This window comes from Pantoea sp. NGS-ED-1003 (assembly GCF_000738765.1).
GTDB classification, from domain to species: Bacteria; Pseudomonadota; Gammaproteobacteria; order Enterobacterales; family Enterobacteriaceae; genus Pantoea; species Pantoea septica.
Genome location: NZ_JPQA01000009.1, coordinates 1 through 15,168, shown reverse-complemented (window position 1 = coordinate 15,168; position 15,168 = coordinate 1). Strand labels below are relative to the sequence as shown.

22 protein-coding genes are annotated in these 15,168 nt (G+C 53.2%); 10 read left to right on the top strand and 12 right to left on the bottom strand.

Going from position 1 to position 15,168, the window contains the following annotated elements:
* Positions 1-26 precede the first annotated feature (26 nt).
* Positions 27-902 carry an SMP-30/gluconolactonase/LRE family protein gene (locus tag JS46_RS17390; protein WP_033753612.1) on the top strand — a complete coding sequence of 292 codons (876 nt, stop codon included), beginning with the start codon at positions 27-29 and terminating at the stop codon, positions 900-902.
* Between the two features lie 58 nt (positions 903-960).
* Here JS46_RS17390 and JS46_RS17385 read toward each other — a convergent pair whose 3' ends face one another.
* Positions 961-2,181 carry an MFS transporter gene (locus tag JS46_RS17385; protein WP_033753610.1) on the bottom strand — a complete coding sequence of 407 codons (1,221 nt, stop codon included), beginning with the start codon at positions 2,179-2,181 and terminating at the stop codon, positions 961-963.
* Positions 2,182-2,456: 275 nt separating this feature from the next.
* On the opposite strand from JS46_RS17385, the gene JS46_RS17380 reads away from it, so the two are divergent.
* Positions 2,457-2,693: a hypothetical protein gene (locus tag JS46_RS17380; RefSeq protein ID WP_033753607.1), complete on the top strand. Its 237-nt coding sequence runs from the start codon at positions 2,457-2,459 to the stop codon at positions 2,691-2,693.
* 36 nt (positions 2,694-2,729) lie between these two features.
* On the opposite strand, the gene JS46_RS17375 is transcribed toward JS46_RS17380, so the two are convergent.
* Positions 2,730-3,629, bottom strand: a complete 900-nt coding sequence (locus tag JS46_RS17375; RefSeq protein WP_033753604.1) for a DMT family transporter — start codon at positions 3,627-3,629, stop codon at positions 2,730-2,732.
* A 202-nt stretch (positions 3,630-3,831) separates the two neighbouring features.
* Here JS46_RS17375 and JS46_RS17370 point away from each other — a divergent pair, with 202 nt between their 5' ends.
* From JS46_RS17370 to JS46_RS17360, 3 genes are all read left to right on the top strand, one after another.
* Positions 3,832-4,683 (top strand): helix-turn-helix domain-containing protein, encoded by an 852-nt coding sequence (locus JS46_RS17370; RefSeq protein ID WP_033754149.1) that lies wholly within the window; start codon positions 3,832-3,834, stop codon positions 4,681-4,683.
* A 570-nt stretch (positions 4,684-5,253) separates the two neighbouring features.
* On the top strand, positions 5,254-6,699 hold the full coding sequence (locus JS46_RS17365) for a carbohydrate porin (RefSeq protein ID WP_051905646.1): 1,446 nt from the start codon (positions 5,254-5,256) through the stop codon (positions 6,697-6,699).
* 34 nt (positions 6,700-6,733) lie between these two features.
* Positions 6,734-6,949 carry a sulfatase-like hydrolase/transferase gene (locus tag JS46_RS17360; RefSeq protein WP_033753602.1) on the top strand — a complete coding sequence of 72 codons (216 nt, stop codon included), beginning with the start codon at positions 6,734-6,736 and terminating at the stop codon, positions 6,947-6,949.
* Positions 6,950-7,031: 82 nt separating this feature from the next.
* Here the strand turns inward: JS46_RS17360 and JS46_RS17355 are convergent, their stop codons facing one another.
* The 7 genes from JS46_RS17355 to JS46_RS17325 form a co-directional block, all read right to left on the bottom strand.
* Complete coding sequence (locus tag JS46_RS17355; protein ID WP_033753599.1) at positions 7,032-7,217, bottom strand: AlpA family transcriptional regulator; 186 nt, start codon at positions 7,215-7,217, stop codon at positions 7,032-7,034.
* Positions 7,218-7,320: 103 nt separating this feature from the next.
* Positions 7,321-7,569, bottom strand: coding sequence for a hypothetical protein (locus JS46_RS17350; protein WP_033753596.1), 249 nt, complete (start codon positions 7,567-7,569; stop codon positions 7,321-7,323).
* A gap of 395 nt (positions 7,570-7,964) precedes the next feature.
* A complete protein-coding gene (locus JS46_RS17345) occupies positions 7,965-8,231 on the bottom strand; it encodes an ANR family transcriptional regulator (RefSeq protein WP_033753593.1) in 267 nt (88 codons plus the stop codon).
* Positions 8,232-8,298: 67 nt separating this feature from the next.
* Positions 8,299-8,565: a hypothetical protein gene (locus tag JS46_RS17340; RefSeq protein WP_051905645.1), complete on the bottom strand. Its 267-nt coding sequence runs from the start codon at positions 8,563-8,565 to the stop codon at positions 8,299-8,301.
* Positions 8,562-8,771 (bottom strand): hypothetical protein, encoded by a 210-nt coding sequence (locus JS46_RS23090; protein WP_051905644.1) that lies wholly within the window; start codon positions 8,769-8,771, stop codon positions 8,562-8,564. The genes JS46_RS17340 and JS46_RS23090 overlap by 4 nt, the downstream gene beginning before the upstream one ends.
* Positions 8,772-9,226: 455 nt before the next feature.
* Positions 9,227-9,499 carry a hypothetical protein gene (locus JS46_RS17330; RefSeq protein ID WP_033753587.1) on the bottom strand — a complete coding sequence of 91 codons (273 nt, stop codon included), beginning with the start codon at positions 9,497-9,499 and terminating at the stop codon, positions 9,227-9,229.
* 55 nt (positions 9,500-9,554) lie between these two features.
* Positions 9,555-9,773 (bottom strand): hypothetical protein, encoded by a 219-nt coding sequence (locus JS46_RS17325; RefSeq protein ID WP_033753585.1) that lies wholly within the window; start codon positions 9,771-9,773, stop codon positions 9,555-9,557.
* 214 nt (positions 9,774-9,987) lie between these two features.
* Here JS46_RS17325 and JS46_RS17320 point away from each other — a divergent pair, with 214 nt between their 5' ends.
* Entirely contained in the window at positions 9,988-10,683 is a 696-nt protein-coding gene (locus tag JS46_RS17320) for a hypothetical protein (RefSeq protein WP_033753582.1), read from the top strand.
* A gap of 100 nt (positions 10,684-10,783) precedes the next feature.
* On the opposite strand, the gene JS46_RS24225 is transcribed toward JS46_RS17320, so the two are convergent.
* Together JS46_RS24225 and JS46_RS17315 are read right to left on the bottom strand one after the other, a co-directional pair.
* Entirely contained in the window at positions 10,784-11,161 is a 378-nt protein-coding gene (locus JS46_RS24225; RefSeq protein ID WP_152560713.1) for a hypothetical protein, read from the bottom strand.
* 303 nt (positions 11,162-11,464) lie between these two features.
* On the bottom strand, positions 11,465-12,145 hold the full coding sequence (locus JS46_RS17315; RefSeq protein WP_033753579.1) for a S24 family peptidase: 681 nt from the start codon (positions 12,143-12,145) through the stop codon (positions 11,465-11,467).
* Positions 12,146-12,261: 116 nt separating this feature from the next.
* On the opposite strand from JS46_RS17315, the gene JS46_RS17310 reads away from it, so the two are divergent.
* The 3 genes from JS46_RS17310 to JS46_RS17300 all read left to right on the top strand — a co-directional run bounded on the left by JS46_RS17310 (position 12,262) and on the right by JS46_RS17300 (position 14,006).
* Entirely contained in the window at positions 12,262-12,483 is a 222-nt protein-coding gene (locus JS46_RS17310; protein WP_033753576.1) for a hypothetical protein, read from the top strand.
* Between the two features lie 39 nt (positions 12,484-12,522).
* A complete protein-coding gene (locus JS46_RS23085) occupies positions 12,523-13,299 on the top strand; it encodes a helix-turn-helix domain-containing protein (RefSeq protein ID WP_051905643.1) in 777 nt (258 codons plus the stop codon).
* A gap of 86 nt (positions 13,300-13,385) precedes the next feature.
* Complete coding sequence (locus JS46_RS17300) at positions 13,386-14,006, top strand: replication protein P (RefSeq protein ID WP_235213015.1); 621 nt, start codon at positions 13,386-13,388, stop codon at positions 14,004-14,006.
* Positions 14,007-14,207: 201 nt separating this feature from the next.
* Here JS46_RS17300 and JS46_RS17295 read toward each other — a convergent pair whose 3' ends face one another.
* A complete protein-coding gene (locus JS46_RS17295) occupies positions 14,208-14,651 on the bottom strand; it encodes a hypothetical protein (RefSeq protein ID WP_033753570.1) in 444 nt (147 codons plus the stop codon).
* Between the two features lie 446 nt (positions 14,652-15,097).
* On the opposite strand from JS46_RS17295, the gene JS46_RS23555 reads away from it, so the two are divergent.
* Positions 15,098-15,168: IS1 family transposase (locus JS46_RS23555; protein ID WP_001568368.1), on the top strand; the 71-nt coding region annotated here is incomplete at its 3' end.

The window sequence follows — 15,168 nt, the reverse complement described above, 5'->3', positions numbered from 1 at the left end:
CTGATGCGAAATAAAAAGGAGCGATGATGAAGCCTGAAGTAAAAAATGTACTGGCGTTGCAGGCGGAGCTGGCCGAGTGCCCCACCTGGTCGGCGCGCGAACAGGTGCTGTGGTGCGTGGATATCCTGGCGCCTGCCATTCACCGCTTCGATCCGCGCAGCGGCGTGCTGGAGAGCTTTCCGCAGCAGGAAGAGGTCGGCTGTATCGGCCTGCGCGAGCAGGGCGGAGTGATTGCGGCGCTGCGCAGCGGCGTCTGGCTGCTGGATGAGCAGGGCAGACCGCAGCGTAAAATTGCCGATAACCCAGGCGAGGCGGCGAAAAGCCGCTTTAACGACGGGCGCGTCGATCCCTGGGGCAATTTCTGGTGCGGCAGCCTGTGGGAGCCGCAGGATAAGAACGGCGCGCTGCTGTGCCGCGTAACGCCGTCGCTGGAGCTGGAGGTGAAAGCGCGCGACATCAAGATATCCAACGGCGTCGCCTTTTCGCCCGATCGCCGCTGGATGTACCACAGCGATACGCCGAACGAAGTGCTCTATCGCTATCCGCTCGATGCGAACGGCGAGCCGGGCGTGCGGGAGATCTTCCGCCAGTTCGACGCCGCAGGCGGCTTGCCGGACGGCGCGGCGGTCGACAGCGAAGGCTTTTACTGGTCGGCGCAGTTCGACGGCGGACGTATCGTGCGTATCGATCCCGTCAGCGCGCAAATTGTTGATGAGATTGCGCTGCCGGTGCGCTGGCCGACCATGGTCGCCTTTGGCGGCCCCGACCTGAAAACGCTCTATATCACTAGCTCGCGCGAGGATCGCACCGAAGAGGAGCTGGCGCGCTATCCGCAGTCAGGGGATATTCTGGCGGTAGAGGTAGAGGTAGCGGGTATTGCGGAGCCGCTGTTTCCGGGATAACGCGCAGGTCATCACTTAACGCATAAAGGCGCGGGCGCCATGGCGCCCGCGCTGCTGCTCAGCTCCGCTGCAGCATCTGCTCTGCCAGCGGCTCGCGCTGAGGCAGGCGAATCATTAGCGACAGCAGCAGCGACATCACCAGCAGCGTCATAATCAGGCTGAAGGTAACGGTAAAGCCGCCGAACAGTGAGGCGATCAGCGAGCCGAGCACGCTGCCGATGCCGAAGCCCAGATAAAGCAGCCCGTAGTTTTTCGTCAGGTTATTGAGGCCGAAGAAATCGCTGACCAGCGACGGGAAGACGGTAATGGTGCCGCCGAAGCTGAAGGCGACGCAGGCGAGCGAAACAAAAAAAGTGGTCTCATTCATGCGGGTAAACAGCAAAATACTCATGCCCGCCAGCGAAATGATCTGCGCCAGTGAAATCACCCGAATACGCGCCATCTTGTCGGAGAGCACGCCGAGCACCAGACGACCGCTCAGGTTGGCGATGGCGATCACCGTCACCGCATTGGCAGCGGTTTGCGCGCTGAGATGCACAAGGCCTTCGCCGATATCTTTCGCCACGCCGATCACATAGAGTCCGCTCATGCAGGCGGTCAAAAACATCAGCGCCAGCATCCAGTACTGCGGCAGACGCACCGCCTGCGCCAGCGTATAGTCGCGCGCCTGTTCCGCGCTTTGACCCGCCGCGCGCTGAACCGGCGCATCGCGCATCAGCAGCGCGCCGAGAATAATCATCCCCATCGCCGCCAGGCCCCAGATAATAAAGGTCTGTTCCAGGCCGACCGCGCCCAGCAGCGCGCCGCAGATAAATTTAAATCCCAGGCTGCCGAGGCCGTACGCGCCGATGGCGCAGGCGGAGATCACGCCCTTGCGCTCGGGGAACCACTTCACGCAGTTCGACAGGGTCATCAGATAACCCGCGCCGTCCGCCAGCCCGACCATCACGCCAGCGCTGAGATAGAGCATCATCAGATTGTCGGCATGGGCTGTCAGCCAGAAGCCGGCCGCCATCAGCAGACCCGCGCCGATAGCGACGCGCCGTACGCCGAATCGCTCCTGCAGCTTGCCCGCCAGCGACGAGGCGACCGCCAGCCCAAGGCTCAGCAGCCCGAACGAGAAGGCGACCTGGCTTACCGTCGCGTCGAGTTTTGACGCCAGCTGCCCGTTAAACAGGCTCCAGGTATAGACCGAACCCAGCGCAAACTGGGTAATGACCGTGCCGACCAGGGTAAGCCAGCGGGTGCGTTGGTAGGATGATGACATTGTCTGATTCATAATTTTCTCTCCCGTCCGGGGATCTGGACACTAACGCCAGATTAAAACGGGGCTACGCGCGCGCGACGAGAAAAAGCATGAACGGGATGAAACGCGTCATGAAATGCCGCTGTCAGGGTATGAACGGCAGCAAATCCGCTTCGCTAAAGTATGAACAACTCAGCAATCTGATAATGATTGGTTACCTGACGTAACCAGATATGTCTCTGAGGCGCTTTCGCAAGCAAAGCGGCAGAATATTTGCCAGGCTTAAAGCTCACTTTACAGGAGGAAATATGAAAGACCGAGCATATGAATCCCTTAGTTGTGAGGACGAAGTCCGCTGCATCATCGGTCAGGCAGTGATTGAACTCAGCGATGAGCAGCAGCCTGTGACCAAATCCACACTGGCATTGAAACTGCTCTCCATGGCCGACCAGGACAATGACGATGAGCGCGTGCTGCTCTACTGGATAGCGCGCAAGGCGATTAACCGACCTCATCGGCTTACCCCTGTGCAGCGCCGGGCATGACGCTCAGCGGGGCGGGCGTTATGCCCGCTCTTTGCTTTATTGCGGCACGCGCCTGCGCCCGCCTGGTAAACGCGCAAACATCACCAGGTTGCCTGCCAGAATCATCGTTAATCCCATAAAGCCTTCCGCATGCCAGTGATATCCTTCATAAAGCGTCGACAGCCCTAATGCCACCAGCGGAAACAGCAGCGTGCTGTAAGCAGCCTGGCTGGCACCGATGCGGCCAACCAGCGTGAAGTAGGCACCGAAGCCAATCACCGAGCCAAAAATCGCCAGATACGCCACCGCGCCCAGCCACTGCCGGTTCCAGACAGGCTGGAGCGATTCGCCCTGCAGCAGCGTGACCAGCGCCATCGCCAGCGCGCCGTAGAGCATCGCATAGCTGTTGGTCGTCAGCACATCGCGCTGCAGGCGCTGATGGCGCAGGCTGATCATATTGCCCAGCGAAAACCCCAGCGTGCCCAGCGCGCTCAGCCCAATACCCCATAACAGCTGGACAGAAGCTTCGCTGCCGTGCAGATCGCGCCAGAAAAGGGCCACCATTCCGCCGGCGCCGAGTGCGGCGGCCGGCAGCAGCCGCAGGGAAGGGCGCTGCCGGAAGAAGAGCCAGCCGTTGAGCGCGTTGTAGAGCACCGCCATCGAAAAGATCACCGACTCTAGCCCGCTGTTGATCCAGGCAGCCGCGTGATAAAAGCAGAGAAAATTAAAGCCGAAGACGCAGCAGCCCTGCAGCAGGCAAAAGAGGTGATCGCGCGTCGTTAGCGCTCGCAGGCGCTTAATTGCCCTGAGCGCCGCCAGCATCACCAGCGACGCCACGATAAAGCGCCAGAACACCGCCGCGCCGACGCTGCCGCCGCTCGCCGCCTGTTGGGCGTAAATGGCGATCCAGGTAGTGCCCCAGATCAGCACCACGGAAAGGTATAAAGCGAGATTCATTGCATGCCTCCTTCAAGTCAGGCCGCAGTATTACCGGAAAAGCGGCAGGCGGCTTGCAACCGCTTGCGGCGCACTTGCAAATTCTTGCGCTTTTTTATCCGTCGCGTCGGATAAGACTGTTCTCTTCAGGCGGCTCTTCATACACTGGAAGCCTGTTAGCAGGAGAACGCCCGTGAATGCCCCGACTTACCAGACTTTCGATATGCTGCAACGTCATAAAGCCCAGCTGCGTCACCACGCCCGGCTTAGCGACGGCACGCAGCTGGCGCACTGGTTCAACAGCGGCGATCGGGTGACCAATCTCAGCAACCATCACACCCTCAGCCTCTATATCGCCGACGGCTACGATACCTGGCACAAAACCCCGAACGGCTGGCGTAACGGCGGCGGGCCGGATCGCTTCTGCCTGATGCCCGCCGGCGTTGAATCCACCTGGGATCTGCGTTCCGATCTCTCGTTTGTTCATCTCTACTGCTCCGAAGCGCATCTGCGCCAGCTGGCGGAAGAGACGTGGGATCGCAGTCCGGCGCACCTTCAGCTGCACGAGAAAGTCTTCGCCAGCGACGATCGCATTACCCAGCTCTATCGCCATTTTCTGCTCAGCTGCGACTGGCAGCAGCCCGCGAATCAGCTGATGCTGAGCAGCGCTTCGACCCTGCTGCTGACCCACCTGCTGCAGCGCTACAGCGACGTGCGCTGGCGCGCGCCTCAGACGCGCGGCGGCCTGGCGCCTGCGGTGCTGCGTCGACTGCTCGCCTTTATCGACGCGCATCTCGATCGGCCGCTGACGCTGGCGCAGCTCAGTCATGAAGCGTCGCTAAGCGAGTTTCACTTCGCGCGCATGTTTCGCCATTCGATGGGCGAAGCGCCGCACCAGTACGTCATGCGGCGTCGCATGCAGCGAGCGCAACAGATGCTGGCGGACGCCTCGCTTTCGCTGACTACCATTGCTCTCAGCTGTGGGTTCCATTCGCCCAGTCATTTCAGCAATCGTTTCAGGCAGATCCATGGCGTTTCGCCTTCGGCTTACCGCAACGGCCAGCGCGGCGCATAAGGTGGCGGCCGGCTAAATCGATACCCGAGGGTGATAAGCAAAGCGTCAAAGCGCCGGAAATTCCCGAGAGATACAAACGATTTTATTTGTCGCCTGTTAGCGGTTCTATTAATAAATATCGGCATTAATAATCTTGCGATAATAGTTAACAACGCGTTTATTATTGTAAGTTAAATAATGGTTTTCAAATTCTTCGTTAATCCGCTCACAAATTTTAAATGCTGTTAATTAAGCCGCTTGCAAATGGCAGTAGCGATGATAATGTGCTTTTGTTCAAAACAGGATTGTCACTGTTTGGGCAGGCAAAACCTGATCTTCGGCGTAAGTTGCGGATCGGTTTTTTTTATTTTTGGATAAAGATTTTAATAAAAGACCACGCGACTACGTTGTCGGGTTATCGCTGGCGGCCAGAAGTGAATAATCATCGATTCATCTAATACAAAAAAGTAAAGCGGCCTCAGTGAGTGATACGGGATTGTGACAGCATCATGCGGGCAAAACCCGGGCGAGATATTTGAAAAGAATATCTCGCCCGGGTTTTTTTATTTTCATATCCTGGGGAAAACAAAAATGCATCATAAACGGCTGGTTTTATCGTTATCACTTTTTGCTATTTTTCCTTTTCTCGCCGAGGCGAATAGCACCGCGCTTCAGGACTACGAGGCCGTTGAGGAGCGGCTGGCTAAGCTGGAAGCAGATAATGACAAGCTCAAAGATTTCAATTTCGCAGGCTATTTCCGCGGCGGCTGGGAGAGCGCCGCGAAAGGCACCACCAACGCCACCGTTACGCTGGGCAAAGGCGTGAGCGCCTCCGGTATCAGCTTTGAAAGGCCCAACTGGGCACAGGGCGCTTTAGGTCGCTACGGCAATGAGTTTTACGGCTGGTACGATCTTATTTTATCCCAGCGCTTTTACAACAAAGATGGCGTCGCTATGAAGGCGGTGGTGCTGCTGGACGGCTCTATCGACCTCGACAGCAGCAATAACAACTTCGCCAGGTCCGACGGCAACGATATCTCTTTCGGCAAAATGTATCTGGAAACCAAAGGGCTGATACCCGGCCATCCTGAAGCCACTTTCTGGGTAGGGCGCAATCAGCTTCCGGCGAAAGAAATCCTGATGTTCGACTGGAAGTACGCCTACACCGCAGAGGGCGGCGGCGCAGGCATCCAGAATTTGCGCATGGGGCCGGGCGCGCTCGATCTCGCGATCGGGCGCAACGACTACAAGGTGTTTAAAACCGACCTGAGCGGCAGTACTTCGGTCGCCACCAATACCGTCCAGATGCGTTACCACGATATCAGGCTGACGCCCGATATCACGCTGGACCTGCTGGGCGATTACGCGATGGCAAACGCTTCTGACAGCCAGAAAAAACGCGCGGCGGCGGGCGAGTTCTTCACGCTAAAAGATGCCTTTATGGCGGGCGCGGCGATCAGGAAAGCCGGGGCGGATAGCGGCTTCAACGAGCTGGTTTTGCAGGTAGCCAGCAACGGTATGGCCACCAATATGAGCCGACTGCACGGCGCCAATCCCTACCTCGGTCACAGCGACAACTACTTTGGCGAGCAGAGCGGCGGCCTTCTCTATCGGGCCGTGACGCAAGGCGAGAATCTTATCGGCGATCATTTCGGCGTTGTTCATGCCATCGCGCTGGGAAAAGCCAGCGATATCGTCGATGCCGAAACCTTTGCGCCGCATTCGGACCTGACCTTTTTTCGCTCGGCCCTTCGTCCCGCCTATATCTGGGAAAATAATAACCAGACCGGCGTCGAACTGGGATATTTCAATCAGAAGAGCAAGCAATTCGGTAAGACGTTAAGCGAGTCGGGCGTTAAAACAACGCTCTTTCATACGATCCGCTTTGAAAAAAGCAGCTTCGGGCTGCTGCCTGAAATTCGCTTTTATGCTACCTGGCTAAAAGCGCTGGACAACCAGCTCGATAATGTCGCCTTTGCAGATAATAAAGATGACCAGTGGAAATTCGGTATTTCTGCGAATGTCATCTTTTTCTGAAGAGACGTTTTTTCTGGGAAAACAGGAGAAGAAAATGAAGCGTAATTTACTGGCTGCACTGATCGGCATGTCCTGTCTGGCCGCGACAACCACGGCGACATATGCCTGGGGGGCGCAGGAAAAACCTAATATCGTCTATATTCTCGTGGACGATCAGCGCTATGACGCTATGGGCTTTATTAACAGCGACGCCGTTACCCCCAATATGGATGCAATGGCGAAAGAAGGAATCACACTCTCTCCTAACTAATATGATAAATAAGGGGTTTTATGAGAGGGGATTATGTTGTGCCCGCATTTATGCCCACAAAAAACGGGCTTGCTGACGCGTGTCATTTCCGGGTAAATGACTGCTTCCAGAGCTGATATTCTTTATATTCCCACCGGGAAGAGCGGCCAAATTTTCGGGGCGGTGGCAGCTTGCCCTGCTGGATTTGTTTGTAGAAGTAGCGATCGGTAAAGCCAGAGTCGCGCACCATGAATTTCATGTCAATAAGTGAATCATCACGAAGTTCCATTATTTTTCTCCTGGGATTAAGCCTGCTCAGGCTGTTCATGATCGGCCAGGCGCAGCCGTAAACATCTTCAGATGCTGGCTGAGCCTGGCGTTGACTCTCTTCTTCAGCGGGATGCGGTATATCGTGAAGAGGAATGCAGCACAGAGAGGGCTGCCGCCAGCGCCTCGTTCATGAAGGAGGCCGGGCCCGTAATCGTCGTGCGCAGACGGAATATCCCCGTCGTTTCCACCACCGCACCGGGCACAACGCTGAGTGCGGCACTGACCACCCGGACCAGGCGCGGGAGGCAGAACAGAGAGGCCGTCAGGATCAGAGAGGCCTGTTTACTGTCCTGCTGACAGATGATTTTCATGGTGTCTCCTGAATATGCGTTAGCCGGCAATACCGGCAAGATAAGCCACAACGATCACCAGGGCGGACAGGGCAAGCGAGCCTGCTGTCAGTCCGGCGTGCGATCGCAGAAATCGTAAAAATCCAGACAAGCGCCCGTAATACCGGGCGCTTTCCGGGATGGTCAGAATGGTTCTTCATTAAGGGTTCCGGGCAAATGAAATCAGATCCCTGCGCAGGGACGGGCGCAGGACGAGGCTGACGTAAGAAAGCGTCTGCTTCTGACCAGCAGTCGGTCGTCGCGCAGGGAGAGGGAAATGACTTACGGGCTGCCGGCCAGGCGGGTGAGTATGCCCGGTGCGGCCGGCAAAACCGGTAACGTGGTGTCGTCATCCAGGATGAATGGGGGTACCTGCATCAGGGATGCCGTTCATCGCCGTCTTCTTTTGCACGAGAAGTCTCGTCGCGTCCTGAAGCAACCGCCAGGAACCGTTCATCCTTTGTCTGACAGAAACCGGCGCGTTTTTCTGCCCAGTTCTGATTGACTGCCCGGCAGGCGCAACCGGCCGCTTTTTTCCACATTTTTGCGGCAAGCGCGTAGTTACCGTCTCTTTCAACCCGCGCTGCGTCAGAAGCAATAAGGGAATACTGACTGACGCGCTGGGCGTAAGCAGGGGATTTCATTTTCTTCTCCTTTCTGTATCACCCACGCCGGCCCTGAACGCTTCGGCCGGCGTGAGCAGGCGGCATGTCAGGGCATCCATCTCATGGCTTTCAGATGGCGGATGGCGTTCAGCTCAGCATTGATCAGGCTATCCACCAGCCGGGCGTAAGCCTCCTCAGCATCTTTGCTGTAAAGCGTGCAGACAATGCCTGACGGCAGGTAAGGGGAGGCAAACTGATGGAGCTTTTCGGGAAAAAGCGATGCAAGCTCCTCCCGCAGCGCCTCCATTTCATCCTCTGCAGCCTCAGCGTCCCGCTGCTCCTGGCGTCGCCCTGTGCGGGGGAAACAGATCATGGCTGTCCCTCCTGAAGCAAAATTTCGACAACATGGTCAAAGGCAATCTGTAACAGCGGCAGCGGTGGCTGGGGTGGAAGGGCTGGCGGCGGCTGGGATGAAAAGCTGGCGCCGGTGACGATATTTTCCGGTGCAAACTCGATGTCGCGGATGGCGTTAAAAGGGCGAGCAAAAGCGGCATCGCCCCTGATGTGTGACTGCATCATGGGAAATGTTCCTCTGTCAGGCTGGGGGGTTAAATCTGGTTGTTGTAGTCGGCATGGCTGAGCAGCTCCCAGTGCCGACCGTTGTCTCGTGAAAGCAGGCGCCAGTGCGGCGTAACGCGCAGTGTCAGGTACCCGTCACGGTAGGTTCGTCTCGCGTGAATATGCCCTGCGCGCCACTGTCTGATCTGCTGTTGTGCGCGCCGGGTTATCCTGTCGGGTGCATGAGGCTTGGACATCATGGCTGCCTCATCTCAGCGGCGCAGGCAGCGGCGAGCTTCTGCACAAACACCCAGACAATGCCTTCTCTGAAGCTGACAAACTGCCGGCTTCGGTTTAATACGCTGGCGGTAAAGGTGTACCGGCCATCCTGGATCTGAATAACCATACCGGGCCTCCTTCAGGCATAAAAAAACCGCCACAGCGGGCGGTTAGGTTCAGGGTTGTCAGTAAAATGTTCACTGCTGCGGGCCTTCCTTGTGTTCCGGGGACTCGCCGCAACAGCAGCAGGTAGGGCGTAAATCTGGATGCGTCTCGTAAATCGGGCCGATGACGGCCTGAAGCAGTTCATCCAGTGAGTTCAATACGGTGGTGCGATAAGCATCGGCCTCTTCTTTGCTGATTTTTCCTTCCTGAGAGCAGGTATGAGTCATGTCGACTGACGCATACAGTTTTTCAGTCACATCGAAAAGGGTCTCGATAACTTTTTCGGCAACTTCGCGGTTTTGCATGGTGACCTCCTGGTCAGATGAATGCCCTGTCGGGCGGGGTTAGCGCAACGGCGTCTCAAAACTCATAGGCGCCATGTTCATTGACGACGACGATGCGTGTCGTTCTGATGAAATCAGCGACCTCATCGCCCACGTTCTGCCAGTGCGTCAGCGCCAGAAGTACATCGCTGCGGCTCTGACAGTGGCAGGCACCCACATACGCCTGTAAATGAACAAGGGCGAGGCGCTGCATTTCTTTTTGAGTCAGGACTTGTGAGGGAGAGTTTTTAGGCATGGTGTTCCTCCGGATTTAGACGTAAAAAAACCGCCTCAGTGGACGGTGCGTATGCCTGCTTTTAACCGCATCAGGCGAGATGGTATCCTCCTATTAACCATGGGTATAAAGGGGAATTACTATGTCGAAATGAAACTGCATAATTGGTTAATAATTGCTACGGTGTTTGCGCTCTGATAGATATGTTGAAGGTCATTACATATTGGAGGATGTTTTGGAAATAGATAAATTAAACACTTTTCTGGCAACAGCTCTGGGTGGCTTAATGCTTAAATGGTTGGCAAGCACTATTAAAGCCTTTTGGAACTGGGTGCATAAAGTGTATCCCGAAGAAAATTTTCTTGTAGATGAGCTTGGGATTAGCGCTCCTCTAATCAGGTTTAGTTACTGTAAATACAAGAAAAATATTAAGCCAAGGACAGCCAAGCAACTCTCTTCTCAAGTCAAAGGGGGAATAGCTATTGCCATTTTTTTCTTACTATCATTTATATGGATTGCGCATTTATTCAGCAAGCTCCCTCTGAATAGCATGGAGGTGACCATGCAATCAAGTCAAGATACAATATGGATTCGACCTGGGAAAGCTCAAAACCCTCAAGGTGCACAAACCTGGAGTATTACCCCAGATATCTGTAAAGATATAAGTGAGCTTAATAAGATAAAAAGTATAAAGAAATCTACAAAGGAAAGTGTTTGCGATTACATGCTAATTCCTGAAAAGATGGAAAAGTTAAAAGATCTCAATTCTAAGAACTACTTTTTTACTATCTTGCTAATTTCAGTTATTCTCCCGGCTTTGCTTTATCTTGCGTCTGTAGGAGTTGCAATGGTTATTGATGTAAGTATAACTAAAAAAATATTTGAATATAATAAAAGGGAATTATCCAAAATTGCGTCTTATATAACCTAGCGGCTCCTTTTTTAATTTGAAGGTGGTGGAAAATGCATGATCTTACCATCTTCAATGATTTTTATGCGTTATGCTATTCAAATGAGAATATCTTTTTTATTCAAACCAATGGTATTGGTGTATGAATACGCCTCTGTTTCACATGGATTGTGCGTCCAGCTTCATTACCGATGCGCTGGTGTTGCGGCTTCGAACGGTATTCCCTATAAGACGAACCACCTTTCATAATCTGTTTGTGATACTCCGTTTCTGTCTCCACTGCCTTACGGACGCGATCGCTTGCTACTCGCCTGCAATGGTTTTCCGCCCGGCTGAGTTCAGTACCCCGTGCTGGTGGTTCCCATCCCAGCTCAGAAGCCAGAATCTCTTCAATCTTGCGGCACTCAATCGCCTCAACCATGCGGCGCATATGCCGGCGTGTTCTGGCGTTATCTTTCACCACAGGTTTAACAGATCTGCCATAGCTGATATTTGCCATACATCCCCCGTTAAGTTACTGGCTGCACAGTCGCAACAATGCACTCAGTAACCTGAGGTTCGGTGCGTTCTCGGCACCTGCCGTAGAGCTTCCCACTCGTTGTTAAAGAGCCAAGGTCATGCAGGTTGATTTAATACCTCTGCTTAAAAAGACTTTATCTTCATGATAAATTCTAGTCAATATCAAAATGATAAATTCACCAAGTTGTGATTTATCTTTTTGATTTAGAAATGTTTGGTTTAGCTCGAAACCTGCATGAGAAGGTTTCGAGAAAAGGGAGCTTATGAAGGGGAGTGAGTGCAATTAACTGGCTTTATCGAGGTGTTCGAGGAAACGCGTATGCTTTAGTATTGCTGCAACATACTGGATTTTTTCAACCTCGTCTGGAGCCAGCGTGATTGGATGATGCTGGCTATTTACACTTGTAAAAAGATAAGACCCATCTCGAGTTTTATTGAAAATTTTTATCATGTTACGCCCGTCTTTGGTCCTTACGAAAACTTCATCTCCGACCTGGACAGGAGTGTTGGGTTCTATTACGACGAATTCACCTGATTGAATCCTTGGCCACATGCTATCGCCTTTCACTTTCAGCCCAAAAGCTTCCAGGTCCTTACTACATATGCATAACCAGCCGGCGTGAAGCTCCATCATATCCACCGAGCCATCTGTGCCCAGTAAAGCCTCTCCTATCACTCGTACAAAACCTTTGGCTGGTGCTCCTACAATCTCAACCTCATCTTCCGGGATATTGTCAGAATGAATGCTATCCAGCCATCCCGTAGGAAGCTTTAGTGAACTTTCAATTCGACGGGCAAGCCTGTCACCAATATTTCTAAATGCCTCATTGCCTAATACCTGGCTGAGTTGGGCGGGGTTCAGTCCACACAGCTCTGCAAAGCCAGCCTTAGTCGCATCGGTTTGCTGCAAATGTTCATTTAGAAGCTTTGACAGGTTGACCTTTCTGATCTCTTTGTTTTCCATCTTTAAATTCTCACATGATTTATCTTCATGATAAATGTTCAAAAAGATAAATTCGGTTGCTTGTAATTTATCTAATTGATAAAGTTGTGGCGGTTTAAGGTAGAGGAGGATAGCGGATGAATAATGAACTTTTACGTTGGCGCAAAGATGCTAGCAAGGAAGAGTGGGCGCTATTAGCTGGTAAGGCAATGACGACCGTAGGCTATCTGGATCAGCTGGCTTACGGTTTCAGAAAGGCCTCTCCCTCAAAAGCCGTTCAGATTGAGAAGGCCTCAGCTGAATTCACCTCAAGGAAGCCGGTAACTAAAGAAAGTCTGGTTTTTGGTTCACGTGCCTAGTCGAGGAAATTCAAAGCACGGCTTTTAAACGGAGCTGTTATGAGCATGACACTCATGACTCAGGCTATGAGCATCAAAGTAGGAAATCCCATCCGAAAGCTGGTGCTGCTCAAGCTTGCAGATAATGCCAATGATAAAGGCGAGTGCTGGCCTTCCTATCAGCATATTGCTGACCAGTGCGAGATCGGGCGGTCCACAGTCAAATCCCATATCAGAGCTCTGGAGGAAATGGGGCTAGTACGACGTGAGTACCGTAAAAATGGAGACCTCAATCAATCGAATCTCTTCCACCTCACATTCGATAAATTAACCCAAAGCAGTACAGAGAGTAGTGGGGCAAATAATGACCTAGGGCAGGATCTGACCGAGGAGGTAGGGCAAATCATAACCGGGGTGGGTCAGGAGCTGACCGAAGGTGGGGCAGGAGTTGTCCCAGGGGGTGGGGCAGGAACTGCCCCCAGAACCAGTCACTCTTTTGAACCAGTCATAGAATCTAAAAACATAACACCCGCCGCTGACGCGACGTGCGTGACGAAAACGGGATTATCTCGTTACGCTTTTGAGGGCAATGTTGTGAAGCTTAACCACGATGATTTCGAGTCGTGGCAGAAACTTTATGCGAATGTCGATCTGATTTACGAACTGCAGAAACTCGACATCGAGTTTTCACATGAGCGGCCGAAAAGCTGGTTTATCACAGCCAGCCAGAAACTCAGCTACCAGAACAAACAGGGCGTACTCCGCGGAGCCGGGCTGGCGAGTCCGCCAGCTCCTCACTGGAACGACCTGAGTGAGTGGGAGAACAATTTCCTGTGAACAATTCCTTCTCAGCCACAAACAACCGGGATTCAAGCGCGCGTCCATACGTTGCCGGATGCGCATCTCGAGCAGCAGAGCGGGGCGTGCACAAAGCCGTTGAACAGCTAGTGGATGTTCTGTTCAGCAACCTCAGGCAGCTGTTCCCTGCGTCAGTCAGCACGGCCCTGAAAGATCCGTGTGACGAAGCTGCGGCGAAACGGCAGTGGATTACGGCGTTTGTGGAGAACGGCATCACCTCGAAGCAGCAGCTGTCGGCGGGGATGAAACGCGCTCGCGCCAGCGGCTCGCCGTTCTGGCCCTCACCGGGTGAGTTTATCCAGTGGTGCAAACGAGACGATTACAGTGCTGTCGGCTTGCCGGATGAAGACGAGCTCTACGACATGGTGATGAAATACTGCGCCCGACGGGGCCTGTATGAAACTCCTGAAAAATATCCCTGGAAGACTAACGCGGATTACTGGATGGTCACTGGCCTGTACAGCACAATGAGGGCGCAGGGACTTACGGAGCAGGAACTGCGCGTGAAGTGTCGCAGCGAGCTGGGTAAAATGGCCGTGCGCATCCGGTCTGGTGAGCAAATCCCGGCACCGCGAGTGCAACTGGAAAAGTTTTACGTGCCGGCCAGCAACGAGAAGGCCCTGAATCACGTGGCGCACCTGAAGGCGCTAATCAAGTCGAAAAGAAGCTCCTCATGGCCAAAGTGACACAGCTCATTCAGACGCCTTCGCTCACGGAGCAGGCTCGGCAGATGATCTCGCTGAAAAGCAGGAGGCGATCCCAGACGGGTATCCGGACCGGCTAGCCGTAATCAGCATGCTTGCGTGGGAAGCCCTCAGCTTGATTTCCCTAACCGGGGTAGAAGTTGTTCAGGGAAGCTTTGCTGACTTTGGATTGTGACAAAGGGCTCAGTGACAACTGAAATGAACGAGGTAATTGCCATATTGTGACTCAATGACAAACTCTTCGTGCAGGGAGCCATACCACACTGGTGGGCTGGTGATGAGGCTAAAGAACAGGGGAGCACCGGTCATTTCATTGAGATCATCTATAAAATTGGTGAGGAGGTTTTGCTTGAGCGATGAAGGCAGAAGCTGGGTATCCGTATGCTCAAAGAACCATGATGCCACTGTTTCCATAAATATTTTTTGAGAACATGCTCTAAGTCGTGGATGCCAGTATGCTGCCGGAAACTTATCTGTGACAGACGAATGATACATCCCTAAGGACGTCAGCAAACTGTCGCTTTCCTCAAGTTTAATCACAAAATAGTCAGACACGCGGTTTGCCGTATCATTCATACAGCCTACAGCCCGCATAAATCCTGTAAGTCGTTCCGCATACTTATCCATTTTTCCTCTTTAAGCGCGTTGCCATATATAACTTCAAGAATAATACTTCATATAAAAAGTAACTATTCGGGATGTTACAAGTCTTTTCTAAGCGCACACGTTAAATAAAGTGAGGGGGAAATAAAAGTTTAAATCGCTTCCGACTGACTAAAAGAAACCGCTAGCGCAAAGTCCGCTTCTGGCACAGAGCGGGCTGGCGTACTTCCTTGGGGCATGCGCGCGCAGTGACCTCTGTTACTGGCTCAGCGGCTAGTGGAGTAGTGATCGTGTAAGGTGAGTCGATTGACACAAAGTAATGTCTATTTAACACTTGGTGTGGCATAGGAGGTTATGGATATGGTAATGCAACAAAGCAGATTGAACAGTTAACCTGTGATATGATTGAATTTGGGGTGATGCTGCCAACTTACTGATTTAGTGTATGATGGTGTTTTTGAGGTGCTCCAGTGGCTTCTGTTTCTATCAGCTGTCCCTCCTGTTCAGCTACTGACGGGGTGGTGCGTAACGGCAAAAGCAC